This window comes from Paraburkholderia sp. OAS925 (assembly GCF_040543975.1).
Taxonomy (GTDB): Bacteria; Pseudomonadota; Gammaproteobacteria; order Burkholderiales; family Burkholderiaceae; genus Paraburkholderia; species Paraburkholderia graminis.
Genome location: NZ_JBEUNO010000001.1, coordinates 1,913,506 through 1,930,352, shown reverse-complemented (window position 1 = coordinate 1,930,352; position 16,847 = coordinate 1,913,506). Strand labels below are relative to the sequence as shown.

9 protein-coding genes and 2 pseudogenes are annotated in these 16,847 nt (G+C 64.9%); 3 read left to right on the top strand and 8 right to left on the bottom strand.

The genetic code is table 11. From position 1 onward, the window contains the following. Positions 1–180: 180 nt before the first annotated feature. A pseudogene (gene wecB / locus ABIE53_RS08400) lies at positions 181–1,408 on the bottom strand (non-hydrolyzing UDP-N-acetylglucosamine 2-epimerase). Positions 1,409–2,142: 734 nt separating this feature from the next. On the opposite strand from wecB, the gene ABIE53_RS08395 reads away from it, so the two are divergent. Then, positions 2,143–2,304, top strand: coding sequence for a DUF1328 domain-containing protein (locus tag ABIE53_RS08395; RefSeq protein WP_006051149.1), 162 nt, complete (start codon positions 2,143–2,145; stop codon positions 2,302–2,304). Between the two features lie 178 nt (positions 2,305–2,482). Here the strand turns inward: ABIE53_RS08395 and ABIE53_RS08390 are convergent, their stop codons facing one another. Beyond that, entirely contained in the window at positions 2,483–3,397 is a 915-nt protein-coding gene (locus ABIE53_RS08390) for a LysR substrate-binding domain-containing protein (RefSeq protein WP_107708476.1), read from the bottom strand. Positions 3,398–3,495: 98 nt separating this feature from the next. Between ABIE53_RS08390 and ABIE53_RS08385 the strand changes: the two genes are divergently transcribed. After that, positions 3,496–4,386 (top strand): EamA family transporter, encoded by an 891-nt coding sequence (locus ABIE53_RS08385; RefSeq protein ID WP_053857858.1) that lies wholly within the window; start codon positions 3,496–3,498, stop codon positions 4,384–4,386. Positions 4,387–4,436: 50 nt separating this feature from the next. On the opposite strand, the gene rfbC is transcribed toward ABIE53_RS08385, so the two are convergent. The 4 genes from rfbC to ABIE53_RS08365 form a co-directional block, all read right to left on the bottom strand. Continuing rightward, positions 4,437–4,988, bottom strand: a complete 552-nt coding sequence (gene rfbC, locus ABIE53_RS08380) for a dTDP-4-dehydrorhamnose 3,5-epimerase (RefSeq protein ID WP_006051152.1) — start codon at positions 4,986–4,988, stop codon at positions 4,437–4,439. Positions 4,989–5,094: 106 nt separating this feature from the next. Continuing rightward, positions 5,095–6,090: a GlxA family transcriptional regulator gene (locus ABIE53_RS08375; RefSeq protein ID WP_006051153.1), complete on the bottom strand. Its 996-nt coding sequence runs from the start codon at positions 6,088–6,090 to the stop codon at positions 5,095–5,097. A 730-nt stretch (positions 6,091–6,820) separates the two neighbouring features. Then, a complete protein-coding gene (gene uvrA / locus ABIE53_RS08370; protein WP_376914977.1) occupies positions 6,821–12,766 on the bottom strand; it encodes an excinuclease ABC subunit UvrA in 5,946 nt (1,981 codons plus the stop codon). Positions 12,767–12,957: 191 nt separating this feature from the next. After that, entirely contained in the window at positions 12,958–13,854 is an 897-nt protein-coding gene (locus tag ABIE53_RS08365; RefSeq protein WP_006051155.1) for a LysR family transcriptional regulator, read from the bottom strand. Positions 13,855–13,983: 129 nt separating this feature from the next. On the opposite strand from ABIE53_RS08365, the pseudogene ABIE53_RS08360 reads away from it, so the two are divergent. Beyond that, positions 13,984–14,728: pseudogene (locus ABIE53_RS08360) on the top strand (SDR family oxidoreductase). Positions 14,729–14,854: 126 nt separating this feature from the next. Here the strand turns inward: ABIE53_RS08360 and ABIE53_RS08355 are convergent. Together ABIE53_RS08355 and ABIE53_RS08350 are read right to left on the bottom strand one after the other, a co-directional pair. After that, positions 14,855–15,880, bottom strand: a complete 1,026-nt coding sequence (locus tag ABIE53_RS08355; protein WP_006051157.1) for an aldo/keto reductase — start codon at positions 15,878–15,880, stop codon at positions 14,855–14,857. Positions 15,881–15,975: 95 nt separating this feature from the next. Beyond that, positions 15,976–16,545, bottom strand: a complete 570-nt coding sequence (locus tag ABIE53_RS08350) for a DUF4142 domain-containing protein (protein WP_107708478.1) — start codon at positions 16,543–16,545, stop codon at positions 15,976–15,978. Positions 16,546–16,847 lie beyond the last annotated feature (302 nt).

The following is a 16,847-nucleotide window of genomic DNA, read 5'->3' as shown; positions in this document are numbered from 1 at the left end:
GAGGGCTGCGCGATTTGCCGGAGTTCGATGGCGCCGCGGAGCATGCCCCGTTGCGCCAGTCGTGCTATCTGCAATATCGGCATCGCGGCGTGTTCGCTGGACCGCGCCCTGAAGCCGCGCCGTGCGTAGGCGTGCCCCGCTCCGGTAAAAACCGCTGCCTGCTCGCGCGCGGCTTTGGCTCTATTTCGCGAACTCTGTCTCGGCGATGCGAGGCGCCGCATTCGCCGATGAGTTAACCAACGAACTCGCCGGTGAAATGGCCAACGCTTCGGGCGCGAATTCGTCGAACGGACGTCCGGTCAGCGCGGCCACGATGCGCCGCGACGCCTGTCCGTCGCCATACGGATTCATGCGATGTGCGAAACGTTCGCGCTCGGACGGATCGTCGACCAGCGCGCTGACGGCCCGCACGATCGCCGCGCGCTCGGTGCCGACGAGGCGCACGGTGCCGGCCGCGACCGCTTCCGGACGCTCGGTTACGTCGCGCATCACGAGCACCGGCTTGCCGAGCGCCGGCGCTTCTTCCTGCACGCCGCCCGAATCGGTGAGGATCAGCGACGCCCGCTGCATCAGGCGCACGAAGCCGAGGTAGTCGAGCGGATCGATCAGATGAACGTTGCGCCGCGCGCCGAGCGATTCCTGCACGGGGCCGCGCACATTCGGATTCAGGTGAACGGGATAAACGATCTGCACGCTGCCGCCGTCGGCCAGATCGCCGAGCGCCGCGCAGATGTTCGCGAAGCCCGCGCCGAAACTCTCGCGCCGGTGGCCCGTCACGAGCAGCATGGGCCGCGCGCCGTCGATCGACGGCAGGCGCGCGTCGAGCGAAGCGCGCAACGCCGGATCGCTGTCGATGCGCGCCGCGGTCAGATTCAGCGCGTCGATGACAGTGTTGCCGGTGACGACGACGCGCCCCTGCAGCGTTTCCTCCGCGAGCCGTTGCTTCGAACTCGGGGTCGGCGCGAACATCAGATCGCTCATCACGTCGACGATGCGGCGGTTCATTTCCTCCGGCCACGGCTGCGTCAGATCGCGCGTGCGCAGACCGGCTTCGACGTGACCGATGGGAATGCGGCGGTGAAACGCGGCGAGCGCGGCAGCGGATGCGGTGGTCGTATCGCCGTGCACGAGCACGCGATCGGGCTGCACGGTGGCGAGGACCTCGTCGAGCGACGCAATCAGACGCGACGCGAGGCCGTTCAAGGTCTGGTTGGCCGTCATGACCGCGAGATTGTGATCCGGCTCGATTGCAAAGAGCTCGAGCACCTGGTCGAGCATCTGCTGATGCTGGCCGGTCACGCACACCACGGAGTCGATTCCGGCATCGGCCTCCATCTGTTTGACAAGCGGCGCCATTTTTTATGGCTTCCGGCCGCGTGCCGAAAATCGACAAAACTCTAATTGACATAGCCACCCCGGCCTTTATTTGATTTTATGCGTCACCCCGCGCCCGCCGCGAAATCGGGAAAATGCAACCTGCCGCAGCGTGCGTTTCTTTTTTTTGATTCGTTTATCCAGGAGCCGATTTTCCGCGCAGGCTCCTGCGGATTTTGCCGGCCTCCGTTTTCGCCCCAAACTTTTTTAATGATGGCGGCGAAGCACTAGCGGAATCTGTCTAGCGACGCATTCTGGCTTGGCACTCAAGCGCTTGGCAAGGAGGTTCGCGGGATTTTTTTCAGTTGTTTGCAAACGAACGGCTCATTAAATCCGTAAAAGCATTGCATGTTTAGACTTTTAGCCGCCAAATGTTAAAGCTTAATTAACGTTTTCAGATTTGCGCAGCGCCCTTTTATCCGGCAAAGCATATTTTTCGCGATGAAATGGTTTAATCCAGCGACGTTATTCATGCGCGCAAACGTTGCCGTCAAAGCAAAAGCGCATAGGTGAGTTTTTTCGGTCGGCGACGCATTACAAATTAGTCAGCGTCTCTTTACCTTGCAATTGGATTTCATGCGGCCCGGGCAGCCGGAGCGCGCGTTGTTGCACGGAAGCGACAACTCGAGGCCGCTTGCGCGAGCTTTACCCGTGGGCACACGTATTGCTCGACTTCGCTCGCCGGCAGATCGCTCGCGGCAGGTGCGCCATACCGTCTGCGAGCCGCCGTTTTACGTCAATCCAGCATTTCTATCGGTGGGAGGCCTCATGCTTCGATACGCTGCAATCTTCTTCGTCATCGCAATCATCGCCGCGGTATTCGGCTTTGGCGGCATCGCCGCCGGCGCGACGGAGATCGCCAAGGTGCTGTTCTTCATCTTCGTGGTGATTTTCCTCGTCACCTTGCTGATGGGCGTGATGCGGCGCTGATCACCGCATCGCTATGTAAGCGGAGGAATACCCGGCCCGGCGCGCGTACCGGCAACCTGTTGCAATAGCTGCCACGGTCTATTGCAATAGTTGCCGCCCGGCCGGGTCTCCCGCATCGCAGCACATCTGTTTTTTGCTCGTCGCGGTGCTGTCCGTCAAAGACAACGTCAAACGCTCGTCATTCCGCCGATTGCACATGCGGTTCGCTTTCGCGCGTGAATGTCCGCGAGCCAAGATGCAGTTCCTCGCATAGAAAGCGCTGCAATGTCTGCACCGCCGCCGCATGCGCGCCCCCGACGTCGCGCATGAACAGGCCGAAATCCGCAACGGGCGCATCGGGCAAGCCATCGGCGTGTCCGATTATCCTCATGGACTCCGAACGAATATTGCCTTCGAGCAATACCGATACACCCAACCCCGCTTCGACCGCCGACTGCACTGCCGGCAAGCTCGTGCTCGTGCAGACGATCCGGCAGCCGATGCCCGCCCGGCGCAGCGCCGTCAAAACGTTCTGTTGCCACAGACAGGTTTCGCCGAACGCGACCAGCGGCAACGGGGCGCTGGCCTCGCGCAGATAGCCGCGCGCGCCGACCCAGAACAGCGGCTGCGTCCACGTGAAGAGCGGCGTGCCGGTCACGAGCGCGGGATCGGCGACGACGACGTCGAGGCCGCCATCCGCGAGACGCTTTGACAACGCGGCGCTGCTGTCCACGACGATTTCCAGCGCGACGCGCGGATAGGCAATCGAGAAGCGCCGCAACGCACGCGGCAAACGCCCCACGGCGATGTCCTCGAGCATGCCGAGCCGCACCGTGCCCGACACCTGCCCCGCGCTCAGCGCGCGCCGCGCATCGGCGCTCGCGCCGAGAATCGCGTGCGCATAAGGCAGCAGCAGATGACCGGCTTCGGTAAGCTGCACGCCGCGCGGCGAGCGGTCGAGCAGGCGCTGGCCGAGATCCTCTTCGAGACGGCGCAACTGCATGCTGACGGCAGCCTGCGTGCGCGCGAGGCGGCTTGCCGCCGCGCCCACCGCGCCGGTCTCGGCCACGGTCACGAAGGTGCGAAGCAGACTGCTGTCGAGGTCACGGGTCATCACGATTCCTGAAGCCTGCATAAGAAATATCAACTTATCTTAGTAGCGTGCGAGCCGATAAGATAGGTGGACCTTTCCCATCGACGCGAAGAGGACCCATGCAGGACACGACGATCAAGTGCGCAGCCGACCCGACGCCCAACATGACGAAGCCCACGCGTGCCGCAGCCGGCGCCGCGTTGCTGTGCGTGCTGTCCATGTCGAGCGTGCAATTCGGCGCCGCACTGTCCGAACCGACGATGGCCGTCTACGGTTCGCTTAGCACGACATGGCTGCGTCTCGCCTGGGCCGCGCTCGTGCTCGCGGTGCTGGTGCGCCCGCGCTTTCGCAGCTACTCGCGCGCGCACTGGTTTGCCGCGGGCGCGCTCGGCGCCGCGATGGCCGGCATGACGTTGTGCTTTTTCGCGGCGCTTCAGCGCATTCCGCTTGGACTTGCGGTGGCGATAGATTTCCTCGGCCCGCTGGCGGTCGCGACGTTCGCGGTGCGCCGCGCTCGCGCGCTGCTGTGGCCGGCGCTCGCCATCGCGGGCGTCGTGCTGCTCTCGCGCGATGGCGCCGGCTGGGTCGGCGAACCGCTCGGCGTCCTGCTTGCATGCGCCGCGGCCTGCGGCTGGGGCAGCTACATCGTGTTGATGAAAAAGACCGGCAAGCTGTTTGCCGGACTAGAGGGCTTGTCCGTTTCGCTGATCGCGGCGGCGCTCGTCGCCACGCCCTTCGGCCTCGCCGAAAGCGGCATGCACGTCGCAGTTGGCCAACTCGTGGCGACGGCGGGCCTCGCGATACTCGTTCCGCTCTTGCCGTATGCGCTGGAAATGGTGGCGCTGCGTCATATGCCGGCGGGATCGTTCGGGATCCTGATGAGTGTCGAGCCGGCGATCGGCGCGGTGGCCGGCTTCATCGTATTGCATCAGCCGATGGGCGTTTTGCAGATTACCGGGATGGTGCTCGTGGTCGCCGCGAGCGTCGGGGCGGTGACGGCTGGGCGTTAGATGTAGATGAACTTAGGGCTGCGGTTGCGGGGTGGCAACCCCCGCTGCCCCTACACCATGTTCTCCGCTTCATACAAACGCCGCCCGCCGGCATCCTTCGCGCCGACGATCGGCTCGAAGCCGATCGGCCATTCAATGCCGATATCCGGATCGCTCCACAAGATGCAGCGCTCGAGTTCGGGAAACCAGTATTCGGTCGCCTTCCACAGACACTCGGCAACCTCGGAAAGCACGACGAAGCCGTGCGCAAAACCAGGCGGCACCCACACCTGCCGATGATTTTCCGCGCTCAGATAAGCGCCGCACCATTTGCCGAAGTTGGGCGACTTGAGCCGCACGTCGACGACCACGTCGAAGATCTCGCCGACCACGACCTGCATCAGCCGGCCTTGCGGACGCTGCACCTGATAGTGCAATCCGCGCAGCACGCCGTGCACCGCACGCAGATGCCGGTCCTGCACGAACTCGAAGCCGCGCGCGACGTCGTCCATGAACTCGTCCGCGCTGAAGCTCTCGTAACAGAAACCGGATTCGTCGCCAAACACCTCGGGTTCGATAAGTTTCACTTCCGGTAGTGCCGTTGCCAACACCTGGTTGCCCATTGCCACTGTGCCCGTAAGAAGCTGCTCGACAAACACCCGGATGCCGCCGCGCTCGCGCGTGGCGGTTGTAAAACGCGCGTGCCTCAAAGGCGCGCTGATTGGATTGTCAGAGCTCGGACGCGGCGAGCCGGCTGCGGGCGCGATATTCGGTGGGCGACAACGCCATGCGCTTGCGGAAGATCTTGGCGAGGCGGTCGCCGTTGCCGGTGCCGCTGCGACGCGCGATCTTGTCGACCGGCAGTTCGGTTTCGGTCAGGAAGTTGCATGCAATGCGCAGCCGCACCTGTAGCAGATAGTCGGACGGTGTGACGTGCATTTCATGCTTGAAGCGGCGCAGGAAATTGCGCTCGCTCATGGCGGCGACCTGCGCGGCGTCGGCGACCGAGACCGGGCGGTCGCAGTTCGCTTCCATCCAGCGCGCCGCCGCGCGAATCTTCTCGGCGACGCTCAGCGTTCCGCCCTCGGACGGCAGCGGCACCCAGGTCGCGGCCATGCCGGGCATCACGCGTTCGGCGACGCTGCGCGCGAGTTCGGCGCCCAGATCGCGCTTGATGAACATCAGCGCGCTGCGCGCGCAGTCGTTTCGATCGTTCGCCGCGCTCAGGATGGCGTCCGCGGCGCCGTGGCCATAGCGGTTGATCTGCAGCGCTTCCGGGTCGCCGGGGTTCGCCGCCTCGAGCACGAGCCGCCCTTCCCCGATGGTTTCGATCGCCCGCGTGCGCGCCTGCACCGTGCGCAGCCAGCCAAGCAGCCGCTGGTCGCGGGCCGCCTGATGCGCGCCGTGTCCGCCGGCGATGAAGAGAACGTCGAAGCCGGTTCCAAAACGCGTGTCGATACGGTCGGTCCAGATGCGCGCCGCCGACGAACTCGGCACGCTGCCGCCGTCGAGCGACAGGAACTGCACTTCATATGGCGGCTCTTCGCCGGGCCGCGTGCCGGCCAGTTCGTTGGCGGTCTGGAACATTTCGACGACCGTGCCGGGGCCCAGCAGCCAGAACCCGTCGAACAGCAGCACGCCGATGCGGCGCGCGGCAGTGCGAACGTTGACGGTCGGCGTGTGTAACCAGGTAACCCTCGCGGAATCGACGTGAATGTGGGACATGGTCTTCCTCAAAATGTCTACATGGTTGGACGAGACGCGCGTTGCTCCGACGATATCAGTGAATTGATAATCGCAATTCGACATCGGCAAACGCCGCTTCAGAGATTATCAGCGATGTTAGCCGAATGAACCGCATTAGTAAATTTGAAAACTATCGAAATGATCATCGAATAAAAGTACGACGAAAAATATTCTCATTTGATGCAAGTAATAAGTGACAATGCATTCACATGCAGCGGAAAAACATACCGTCCGCGCGAGCGGCGGGCCCGCGCAGCCGCACACGCCGTGCGTCTCCACGCCACGCTGTGGTAACGTGTCGATTCACCGCGCATCGGCCGCTTCAGGCCGCATTCGGGCGATGACGAAAAATGTTTCAAAGCTGAACACAAGGGCCGCCGACGTTGGCCCTTTTAATTGCATCGGTAATTCGCGAGTCTCGAATCAGCGCCATTTCTATTGGCAATTAGGCGCGCGGCATTCCACTCGTGGAATTAACGCGTTAATATGCGGCGCTTCGACGCATCAAAAAATGTTTCACTTTTGAAACATCAATTTTGATTCGTCGGATTAATAACGCGCAAAATCCTTCATTTCGCTTTCTGGATTCGTCGGAGTTAATGGCCGGTCGGCGGAGCGGTTCGCGACGCAATTAGGGACACGACAGGCGGCAACGGTCCCGCATCTCTCCATCGAGACGTGAGACCGTTGTGTAGCAGGAAACGGCGCGCTAGCCGTTCGTGCCTTCGCCCGGTTCGCGCACAGCACCGACGCCTGCGCCGCTGCCGGCGCCCGCGTTGGCCACGCGCTCGAGCACCGGCCTCAGCGCGGCTCCGGTGTGACTTTCGCGGACCTGCACGATTCCCTCGGGGTCCGTGGCCGCGACGATCGCGCCGCCGCCCACGCCGCCTTCCGGACCCAGGTCGATGATCCAGTCCGCCTCGGCGATCACATCCAGATCGTGCTCGATGACGACCACGCTATGCCCGCCGTCCGCGAGACGATGCAGCACGCGAATCAGCTTGGCGACGTCGGCCATATGCAGGCCGACAGTCGGCTCGTCCAGCACGTACAACGTATGCGGCGGCTTCTGACCGCGCCGCGTCACGTCGTCGCGCACCTTGCTCAACTCGGTGACGAGCTTGATCCGCTGCGCCTCGCCGCCCGATAACGTCGGCGACGGCTGACCGAGCGTGAGGTAACCGAGCCCCACGTCTTTCATCAACTGCAACGGGTGCGCGATGTTCGAGATCGGCGCGAAGAACTCGACGGCTTCGTCGATTTCCATGGTCAGGACGTCGCCGATATTCTTGCCGCGCCACGTCACCGCCAGCGTTTCCGGATTGAAGCGCTGCCCGTGGCACACGTCGCACGGCACCTTGACGTCCGGCAGGAAACTCATGCCGATGGTGCGCACGCCCTGGCCTTCGCAAGCGGGGCAACGGCCTTCGCCCGTATTGAACGAGAAGCGCGACGCGGTGTAGCCGCGCGCCCGCGCTTCGAGCGTGCCGGCGAACAGCTTGCGGATTGCGTCCCACACGCCGATATACGTGGCGGGACACGAGCGCGGCGTCTTACCGATCGGCGTCTGATCGACCTCCAGCACACGGTCGATGCTCTCCCAACCCGTGATCGAATCGCAGCCATGCCATGCATGCGTGACGTTCAGCGGCGCACGCGGCGCGCTGCGCGCGAGTACGCTCGAACGGCGCGCGGCCTGCTGATTCGCGGCCTGCTTGTCCTGCGCCGCGGCGCGCGCCCGCCGCGTAGCCGGCGACGACAACACCGAACGCCCAACCGCGTCGAGCAGGTTGGCCATCAGCACGTCGCGCGCGAGCGTGGACTTGCCCGAACCGCTGACGCCCGTCACCGCGACGAGCCGCGACAGCGGGATATGCACCGTCACGTTGCGCAGATTGTGCAGCTTGCCGCCATGCACGGTCAGCCAGTTCTCCGGCACCGCCGCCGCGCGCTTGCCCGGCGCGACGACTTTGCGGCGCGGCTGCAACGGATGCACGATGGGCGAGGCCAGGAACTGCCCGGTCAGCGATTCGGGCTGCGCCGACAGATCGGCCACACTGCCCTGCGCGATCAGCGTGCCGCCGCGCTTGCCGGCGCCGGGACCAATATCGATGATGTGATCGGCCCGCCGGATCGTATCTTCGTCGTGCTCGACGACCACGAGCGTATTGCCCTTGTCGCCGAGCTTGCGCAGCGCGTTCAGCAGTATCTGGTTGTCGCGCGGATGCAGGCCGATGGTCGGCTCGTCCAGCACATAGCAGACGCCCTGCAGATTGCTGCCCAACTGCGCGGCAAGCCGGATGCGCTGCGCCTCGCCGCCCGAAAGGCTCGGCGCCGCGCGGTCGAGGCTCAGATAACCGAGCCCGACTTCTTCGAGAAACTGCAAGCGGCTGCCGATTTCGCTGACCACGTCGCGCGCAATCTCCGCATCGCGCCCGGTCATGCGCAGACCGTCGATCCACGCACGCGTGTCCGACACGGTCCACTGCGCGACGTCGGTGATCGCATGCGCGTCGAACGTGACCGCGCGCGCGGTGAGATTAAGCCGCGTGCCCGCGCAATCCGGACACGGTTCGTCGACGAGCCCCTCCGGTTCCTGCTCTTCCGACGGCAAGCTCTGTTCACGGCCGCGATTGTCGTCGACGACGATCGTGTCGTCATACGCGGCGCGTTGCTCGCGCGTGAGCGCGAGGCCCGTGCCGACGCAGGTCGTGCACCAGCCGTGCTTGCTGTTATACGAGAACATGCGCGGGTCGAGCTCCGGATAGCTCGTGCCGCACACCGGACACGCGCGCTTGGTGGACAGCACTTTCACGGCGCCGAGTTTCGCGGTGGGCAGCCCGCCGTTCATCGCGTGGTCCAAGCCGTCGAGCGGCGCAAGCAGATGCATCACGCCCTTGCCGATTTCGAGCGTCTGGTCGAGCGCATGACGCAATTGCGCTTCGTCGTCCGCCGACACGATCAGGTCGGCGACCGGCAACTCAATGGTGTGTTCGCGGAAGCGGTCGAGCTTCGGCCACGGGTCGACCGGCACGAATTCGCCGTCCACCCGCAGATGCGTATTGCCGCGCGCCTTGGCCCACTTCGCGAGATCGGTGTACACGCCCTTGCGGTTCACCACCAGCGGCGCGAGGAAGCCGACGTGTTGCCCCTTATGGTCGCGCAGCAACTGCGCCGCGATCGACTCGACGCTCTGCGACGTAACCGGTGTGCCGTCGTGAATGCAATGCTGCAAGCCAAGCTTCACATAGAGCAGACGCAGGAAGTGCCAAACTTCGGACGTGGTCGCGACGGTACTCTTGCGACCGCCGCGCGACAGGCGCTGCTCGATCGCGACGGTCGGCGGAATGCCGTACACGGCATCGACCTCGGGGCGCCCTGCCGGCTGCACGATGGAGCGTGCATACGCATTCAGCGATTCGAGATAACGGCGCTGGCCTTCGTGAAAAAGAATGTCGAACGCGAGCGTCGACTTGCCCGAACCGGACACGCCGGTGATCACATTGAACTTGCCGTGCGGAATGTCGACGTCCAGCGCTTTCAGGTTGTGCTCGCGCGCGTTGACGATGCGCACCACGTCTTCGCCTTCGATCGCACGCCGCGCGCGCGCCGCGCTCAGCGCCTTCTGCAACGGGATGCCCTGCGAGGCCGCGTCTGTAGGTTCCGTCGCCGCGTTCATCGCGCGGTCGTACTGCAGCAGCGCCACACCGGTATGCGATTCGGCACAGCGCTTGACGTCCTCGGGCGTGCCCGCGCACAGCACGCGGCCGCCGCCGTCGCCGCCTTCGGGACCGAGGTCGATGATCCAGTCGGCCGCGCGGATCACGTCGAGGTTATGCTCGATCACGATCAGCGAATGGCCGCTTGCCAGCAGCTTGCCGAACGCCTGCATCAGCTTGGCGATGTCGTCGAAATGCAGGCCCGTGGTCGGTTCGTCGAACATGAAAAGCCGTTTGGCGACGGCCTGCTTCGCGCTGCGCGCACTGCGCGCCTGGGCCGATTCGGCGAGAAAGCCGGCGAGCTTGAGCCGCTGCGCTTCGCCGCCCGACAACGTAGGCACCGGCTGACCGAGCTTCACATATTCGAGGCCGACGTCGACAATGGGCTGCAGCACGCGCAACACTTCCGCGTCGTTCGCGAAGTACGCGGCGGCTTCGCTGACGGTCAACTCCAGCACGTCGGCAATGCTCAATGCGCGCGCCGGTTCGCCGCGCTCGATCTTCACCTCGAGCAGCTCCGCGCGGTAACGGCGCCCGTCACAGTCCGGACAGCGCAGGTACACGTCGCTCAAAAACTGCATTTCGATGTGCTCGAAACCCGAACCGCCGCAAGTCGGGCAACGTCCGTCGCCGGAATTGAAGCTGAACATGCCCGGCCCGTAGGCGCGTTGTTGCGCGAGCGGCGCCTTCGCAAACAGCTTGCGGATTTCGTCGAACGCGCCGACGTAGCTGGCCGGATTCGAGCGCGCGGTCTTGCCGATCGGCGACTGGTCGACGAACACCACGTCGGTAACCTGATCCGCGCCGGTCAGGTTGCGGAATGCGCCCGGCGATTCGGTGCCGAGGCCGAAATGCCGCGCCATGGCCGGGTACAGCACGTCTTGCAACAGCGTCGACTTGCCCGAGCCCGACACGCCCGACACGCAGACGAGCCGCTGCAACGGAATTTCCACCGTAACGTCGCGCAGATTGTGCTCGGTCGCGCCTTCCAGCACGATGCTCGGCGTGCTCGCGTCCACAGGGCGCTGCGACCAGTGCGCCGCGTCCGCGACGTGCCGGCGCCCGCCGAGATACTCGCCGGTCAGCGTGCCCGACGAACGGATCAACTCGGGCGCGCCGTCGAAAATGATCGAGCCGCCACGCTCGCCCGGCCCCGGCCCCATGTCGATCAGCCGGTCCGCCGCAAGCATCACCGACGGGTCGTGTTCCACCACCACGAGCGTATTGCCCGCGTCCCGCAGACGATGCATGGCCTCCACGATCCGGTTCAGATCGCGCGGATGCAGACCGATACTCGGTTCGTCCAGCACGAACAGCGTTTTCGTGAGCGACGTGCCGAGCGCCGTGGTCAGATTGATCCGCTGCACTTCGCCGCCCGACAACGTGCGGCTTTGCCGGTCGAGCGTCAGATAACCGAGCCCGACGTCGCACAGATATTTGAGGCGCGTACGTACTTCGGCGAGCAGCAGCTTGAGCGCGTCGTCGAGCAGCGCGCTCGGCAAGCTGATTTCGTCGAAGAAGCGGCGGATGCGCTCGATCGGCATCAGCATCAGGTCGTGCACGGTGAGGCCCGGCAGCGCCTCGAGTTGCGCGCGATTCCATTCGACGCCGCGCGGCATGAAGCGCTGCGCGGGCGCCAGCACCTGGTCCGCATTAGCCTTGCTGCCGAGACGCCACAGCAGCGACTCCGTTTTCAGACGCGCGCCGCCGCAGGTTTCGCACGGCGTGTAGCTGCGGTACTTCGACAGCAGCACGCGAATGTGCATCTTGTACGCTTTCGATTCGAGATATTCGAAGAAGCGTTTGACGCCGTACCACTGGCTTTGCCACTTGCCGTTCCAGTCCGGCGAACCGTTGATGACCCAGTCGCGCTCCGCGTCCGTCAGTTCGCCCCACGGCGTGCCGCGGCGGATGTCGGCCTTCGCCGCGTAGCGCATCAGATCGTCCTGACACTCCTTCCACGCGGGCGTTTGCATCGGCTTGATCGCGCCGTCGCGCAGCGTTTTGCGCGCGTCCGGGATCACGAGGGGGCCGAGGTCGACGCCGATCACGCGGCCAAAGCCGCGGCAGACGTCGCACGCGCCGTAGGCCGAGTTGAACGAAAACAGCGCCGGCTGCGGATCGGCATAGCGCAGGTCGCTTTCCGGGCTATGCAGCCCCGTTGAGAAGCGCCAGAGTTCCGGCTCGGCCGGCTGCGCCTCGGGCGCGAGCGGCGCGTCTGAAGCCGGCGGCAACACGTAGATATTGACGCGCCCGCCGCCGCGCTTGAGCGACGCCTCGATCGCCTCGACCACCCGTTGCTTGTCGGCCTGCGCCACGCGGAAGCGGTCGGCGACCACATCGAGCAGCTTGCGCTTGCCGGTGGGCGAATCGACCTCGCGCTGTGCCTGCACGCGCGTATAGCCGCTTGCCGACAGCCATTGCTCGACCTCCTGCTCGGAAGCCGACTCCGGCAACTCGACCGGAAACGTGACGACGAGCCGCGGATCGCTGCCGGCCGTGCGTTCGAGCAATTCCGCGTAAATGGTCTCCGGCGTGTCGTGACGCACCTGGCGCGCCGTCTTGCGGTCGAACAGCTCGGCCGCGCGCGCGTACAACAGCTTCAGGTGGTCGTTCAGCTCCGTCATGGTGCCGACGGTGGAGCGCGAACTGCGCACGGGGTTGGTCTGGTCGATCGCGATGGCGGGCGGCACGCCGTCCACCCGGTCGACCTGCGGCCGGTCCATGCGGTCGAGGAACTGCCGCGCATAAGCGCTAAACGTTTCGACGTAGCGCCGCTGCCCTTCCGCGTAAAGCGTGTCGAACACGAGGCTCGACTTGCCGGAACCGGACGGCCCGGTGACGACCGTCATTTCGCCGGTTTTGACGTCGAGATCGACGTTCTTCAGGTTGTGCTGGCGCGCGCCGCGAATCTTGATAATGCCGTTGGATGACAATTTTTCGACCGTCTGAATGAGTGGACCACCTCTCACGGACGCCTCGCGACCGCGCAAGTTCGGTGCAAACGGAGCGGCGGCGTTCGCGCCGCGGCTCGCGTGCAGTTGGACACTATACTGTATATCTATACAGTTTTCCACGAGCCGCGCATGCGCGTTTGCGTAGGCGCACGGGTCCCGAACTACGCCGCTTACGCGGTGGCCGCCGTCTCGAAGATGTCGCGCAGCCACTGCGCGAACACGCGCACCCGCGACGACAGTTGCCGGTTCTGCGGATACAGCACCGACACCGGCAGCGACGGCGGCGGGAAGCCGGCGAGGATGATCTTCAGGCGCCCCGCCGCGAGTTCGTCGCGCACGCGGTAGCGCGGCACCTGCACGATGCCGAGCCCGGCGAGCGCCGAGCCCGTGTAGAGTTCGACGCCCGTCACCGACACCGCGCCCGGCAGCAGCATCGGCGTATTGCGTCCTTCGATGCTGAATTCCAGCGGCACCGGCTTGCCGGTCGCGCTCGACACATAGTTGACGGCGCGGTGCGCCGCGAGCGCCGACGGGTCCGCGGGCTCGCCGTATTTTTCCAGATAGGCCGGGCTCGCTACCGTGACTTGCGGCAGTTGCGCGACGCGCCGTCCGACCATCGACGAATCCTGCAGGTTGCCCGCGCGCAGCACGCAGTCGACGCCCTCGCGCACCAGATCGACCAGCCGGTCGTCTTCGCCGATCGTCAGTTCGATGTCCGGGTAGCGCGTCAGAAACGCCGGCAAGGACGGCACGACGAAGTGGCGCGCGAGCGTGCCTTGCAGGTTCACGCGCAGCAGGCCCTTCGGCGCGAGGTTCGAGAACGAGCCTTCGGCGTCCTCCAGATCGGCGATCAGCCGCACGCAGCGGCCGTAGTACGCCTGGCCGTCCGGCGTCAGACGAACCGTGCGCGTGGTCCGCTCGAGCAGCCGCGCGCCGAGCCGCTCCTCCATCCGCTTGACGAGATTGGTGACGGTGGCGCGCGGTATCTGCAGGTCGTCGGACGCGCGCGTGAAGCTCTGGCGCTCGGCCACCCGCACGAAAACGCGCATTTCCTCGAAACGGTCCATGTTTGGCGTGCCCTTTGGTTCGTTTTGTTAAAGCAAGTGGAATGATGATGGTGAGGCCGGCCCGATTATCTCAGAACAGAAAGTGTTCATCATTCACTCACCGATCCACTACCGACAAGGAAACGCATCATGAACACGACAACAAACGCCCAGATCGCCATCGTGACCGGCGCCTCGCGCGGCATCGGCGCGGCCATCGCACGCCGTCTGTCGAACGACGGTTTCGCCGTCGTCGTCAATTACGCGGCAAGCTCGAACGAAGCCGAAGCGCTCGTCGCCGAACTGAAGGCGGCGGGCGGCCGGGCGATCGCGGTCAAGGCGGACGTGTCGAAAGCCGGCGACGTGCGCCGCATGTTCGAGACAGCCGAGCAGCAACTGGGAAAGGTCGACGTGCTGGTCAACAACGCGGGCGTGATCCAGCCGACGCCGCTTGCCGACACCAGTGACGAGTTGTACGACCGCACGTTCGACATCAACGTGCGCGGCACTTTCAACACGCTGCGCGAAAGCGGCGGGCCGCATGAACGGCGGCGGGCGCATCGTCAACTTTTCGAGCACGACCGTCGCGCTGAACATGCCGGGTTACGCGATTTACAGCGCGACGAAGGCGGCGGTCGAAACGTTCACGCACGTCTTCGCGAAGGAACTGCGCGGGCGCAACATCACCGTGAACGCGGTCGCGCCGGGGCCGGTCGCGACGTCGCTCTTTTTCGACGGCAAGACCCAGGAGCAGATCCAGCACTTCGCGAAGATGCCGCCGCTCGAGCGCCTCGGGCAACCGGAGGATATTGCTTCGGTGGTGGCGTTCCTCGCGAGTTCGCAGGCCGGCTGGGTCAACGGCCAGGTATTGCGCGCGAACGGCGGGCTGGCTTGAGGGTTGGGCATTGAGGGTTGGGCATTGAGGGTTGCGCATTGAGGGTTGAGGCGCGCGTTGGTTTCGGGCGCTGCGGAAGCGGCACCGGCAACCAACGCACCTAAAAATGCGCCCCGACTCGCCCGCTTAAACCGCTTTCGGATTGCGCTCGGCGAATCCTTCCTGATGCCAGTACGGATAAGCGGGCCGCACCGCGCTCGCCGCATCGAGCCGCGCGACCTGCTCGGGCGTCAGATTCCAGCCGACCGCGCCCAGGTTCTGCCGCAACTGCTCTTCATTGCGAGCGCCGATCAGCACCGTCGACACCGTCGGGCGCTGCAACAGCCAGTTCAACGCAATCTGCGGGACGGTCTTGCCGGTTTCGACGGCGATCTCGTCGATTGCGTCGAGCACGCGGAACAGGTAGTCCTCCGGCACCGGCGGGCCCATGTCGGCGGTCTTGTGCAAGCGGCTCTGCTGCGGCAGCGGCTGGCCGCGCTTGATCTTGCCCGTCAGACGTCCCCAGCCGAGCGGGCTCCACACCACCGCGCCCACGCCCTGATCGATGCCGAGCGGCATCAGCTCCCACTCGTAATCGCGGCCGACGAGCGAGTAATACGTCTGGTTCGCGACGTAGCGCGGATAGCCGTAGCGGTCGGCGGTATCGAGCGACTTCATCAGATGCCAGCCGGAAAAATTCGACACGCCCGTGTAGCGGATCTTGCCCGCGCGCACCAGGTCGTCGAGCGTGGACAGCACTTCGGCGACCGGCGTACGGGCGTCGAAACCGTGCAACTGAAAGAGGTCGATGTAGTCGGTTTGCAGGCGCTTGAGCGCCGCGTCGACCGCCTGAATCAGGTGAAAGCGCGACGAGCCCACGTTGTTCGGGCCGTCGTCGAAACGAAAGGTCGCCTTGGTCGAGAGGATCGCCTTGTCGCGCTTGCCCTTGAGCGCTTCGCCGAGCACCGACTCGGATGCGCCGCGCGAATAGATGTCCGCGGTGTCGAACATCGTCACGCCCGCATCGAAACAGATGTCGATCAGACGGCGCGCTTCGGCGACGTCGGTCGCGCCCCACGCCTCAAAAAATTCGCCCTTGCCGCCGAACGTCCCCGTGCCGAAACTCAGCACCGGCACCTTGAAACCGGACGCACCCAGATGTCTGTATTCCATTGATGAATCTCCGTGGCATAGCCGTCGTTTGAACGGAGGTTCAGTTTACGCCGGTCGGCGCGGACGCGTCGCCGGCGTCGCCCGCCTCCGCAAACTCAGTGCGCTGCTGCCGGCAGGTGCTTGCGTTGCGCCAGTTCCTGCGCCATCGCGTAATGCTCCTGCAGAACAGGCAACGCCTTCTTCGCCGCATCCTTCAACAGCGGATCGCGGCCCGAGGCGATTTCCGCCTGGAACGCCGACAGCGCCTTCTGCTCGCCGGCCAGCGCGACCTGCTCGATATAGGTCTTGTCGAACTCGGCGCCGCGCAGGTTGTTGATGCTCGCCAGCACTGCCGTGTCGGGGTCGTTCTTCGGCACGTCGACGCCGCGCGGGCTGGCCGCGCGCAGCGCGTCGGTGATTTTGGCGTTGTCGGCCGAGACGCGCTCGGCGAACGCCTTCACGTCGCGGTCGGTCGAGCGCGACGTCGCGATGCGCGCGGCATCGCGTTGCGTGGCGACGGCCTGCGTGCCCTCGGCGATGAACGTCTGGTCGGCGGCATGCAGACGGCCCGCGTCCGGCGCGGCGGCGGGCGCCGTCTGGGCGCTGGCCGTCGTGGCGGAAGCGGCGAGCATCAGCAGACTGGCCATGCAGGCGCTCGTGATGGTGGCGAGAGGCAAGCGGGTCATACGTTCTCCTTGGATTGGAAGCGAAACGGCAACGATGCGGCGCGCGAGGACATGTGAGCGCGAGAGGCCGCGGCCGGCTCGTCTGCTGCCGTGAAGCGCCGCAAAGCGCCGCATTCGATCGTCGGAAAAAATTCTAGAAGCCGCGCCCGATGCCATGTGATACGACGCTGTCGCTTGTGTAACGTTAGGTAACCTTCACACGAATGCCGTCCGCTCGTGAGCGAAAACCGCGCGCACCCAGGGATTGCCAGCAAAAGCCGGCGAGCCGCTGAATTTTTCGGCAGCCGCGCCGATAACAGAAA

What these genes read in the sequence shown, in the direction of transcription:
- ABIE53_RS08365 (WP_006051155.1), bottom strand. Translation starts at nt 13,854, where the DNA reads ATGGACCGTTTCGAGGAAATGCGCGTTTTCGTGCGGGTGGCCGAGCGC.
- rfbC (WP_006051152.1), bottom strand. Translation starts at nt 4,988, where the DNA reads ATGGGCAACCAGGTGTTGGCAACGGCACTACCGGAAGTGAAACTTATC.
- ABIE53_RS08395 (WP_006051149.1), top strand. Translation starts at nt 2,143, where the DNA reads ATGCTTCGATACGCTGCAATCTTCTTCGTCATCGCAATCATCGCCGCG.
- ABIE53_RS08355 (WP_006051157.1), bottom strand. Translation starts at nt 15,880, where the DNA reads ATGGAATACAGACATCTGGGTGCGTCCGGTTTCAAGGTGCCGGTGCTG.
- ABIE53_RS08375 (WP_006051153.1), bottom strand. Translation starts at nt 6,090, where the DNA reads ATGTCCCACATTCACGTCGATTCCGCGAGGGTTACCTGGTTACACACG.
- ABIE53_RS08385 (WP_053857858.1), top strand. Translation starts at nt 3,496, where the DNA reads ATGCAGGACACGACGATCAAGTGCGCAGCCGACCCGACGCCCAACATG.
- ABIE53_RS08390 (WP_107708476.1), bottom strand. Translation starts at nt 3,397, where the DNA reads ATGACCCGTGACCTCGACAGCAGTCTGCTTCGCACCTTCGTGACCGTG.
- ABIE53_RS08350 (WP_107708478.1), bottom strand. Translation starts at nt 16,545, where the DNA reads ATGACCCGCTTGCCTCTCGCCACCATCACGAGCGCCTGCATGGCCAGT.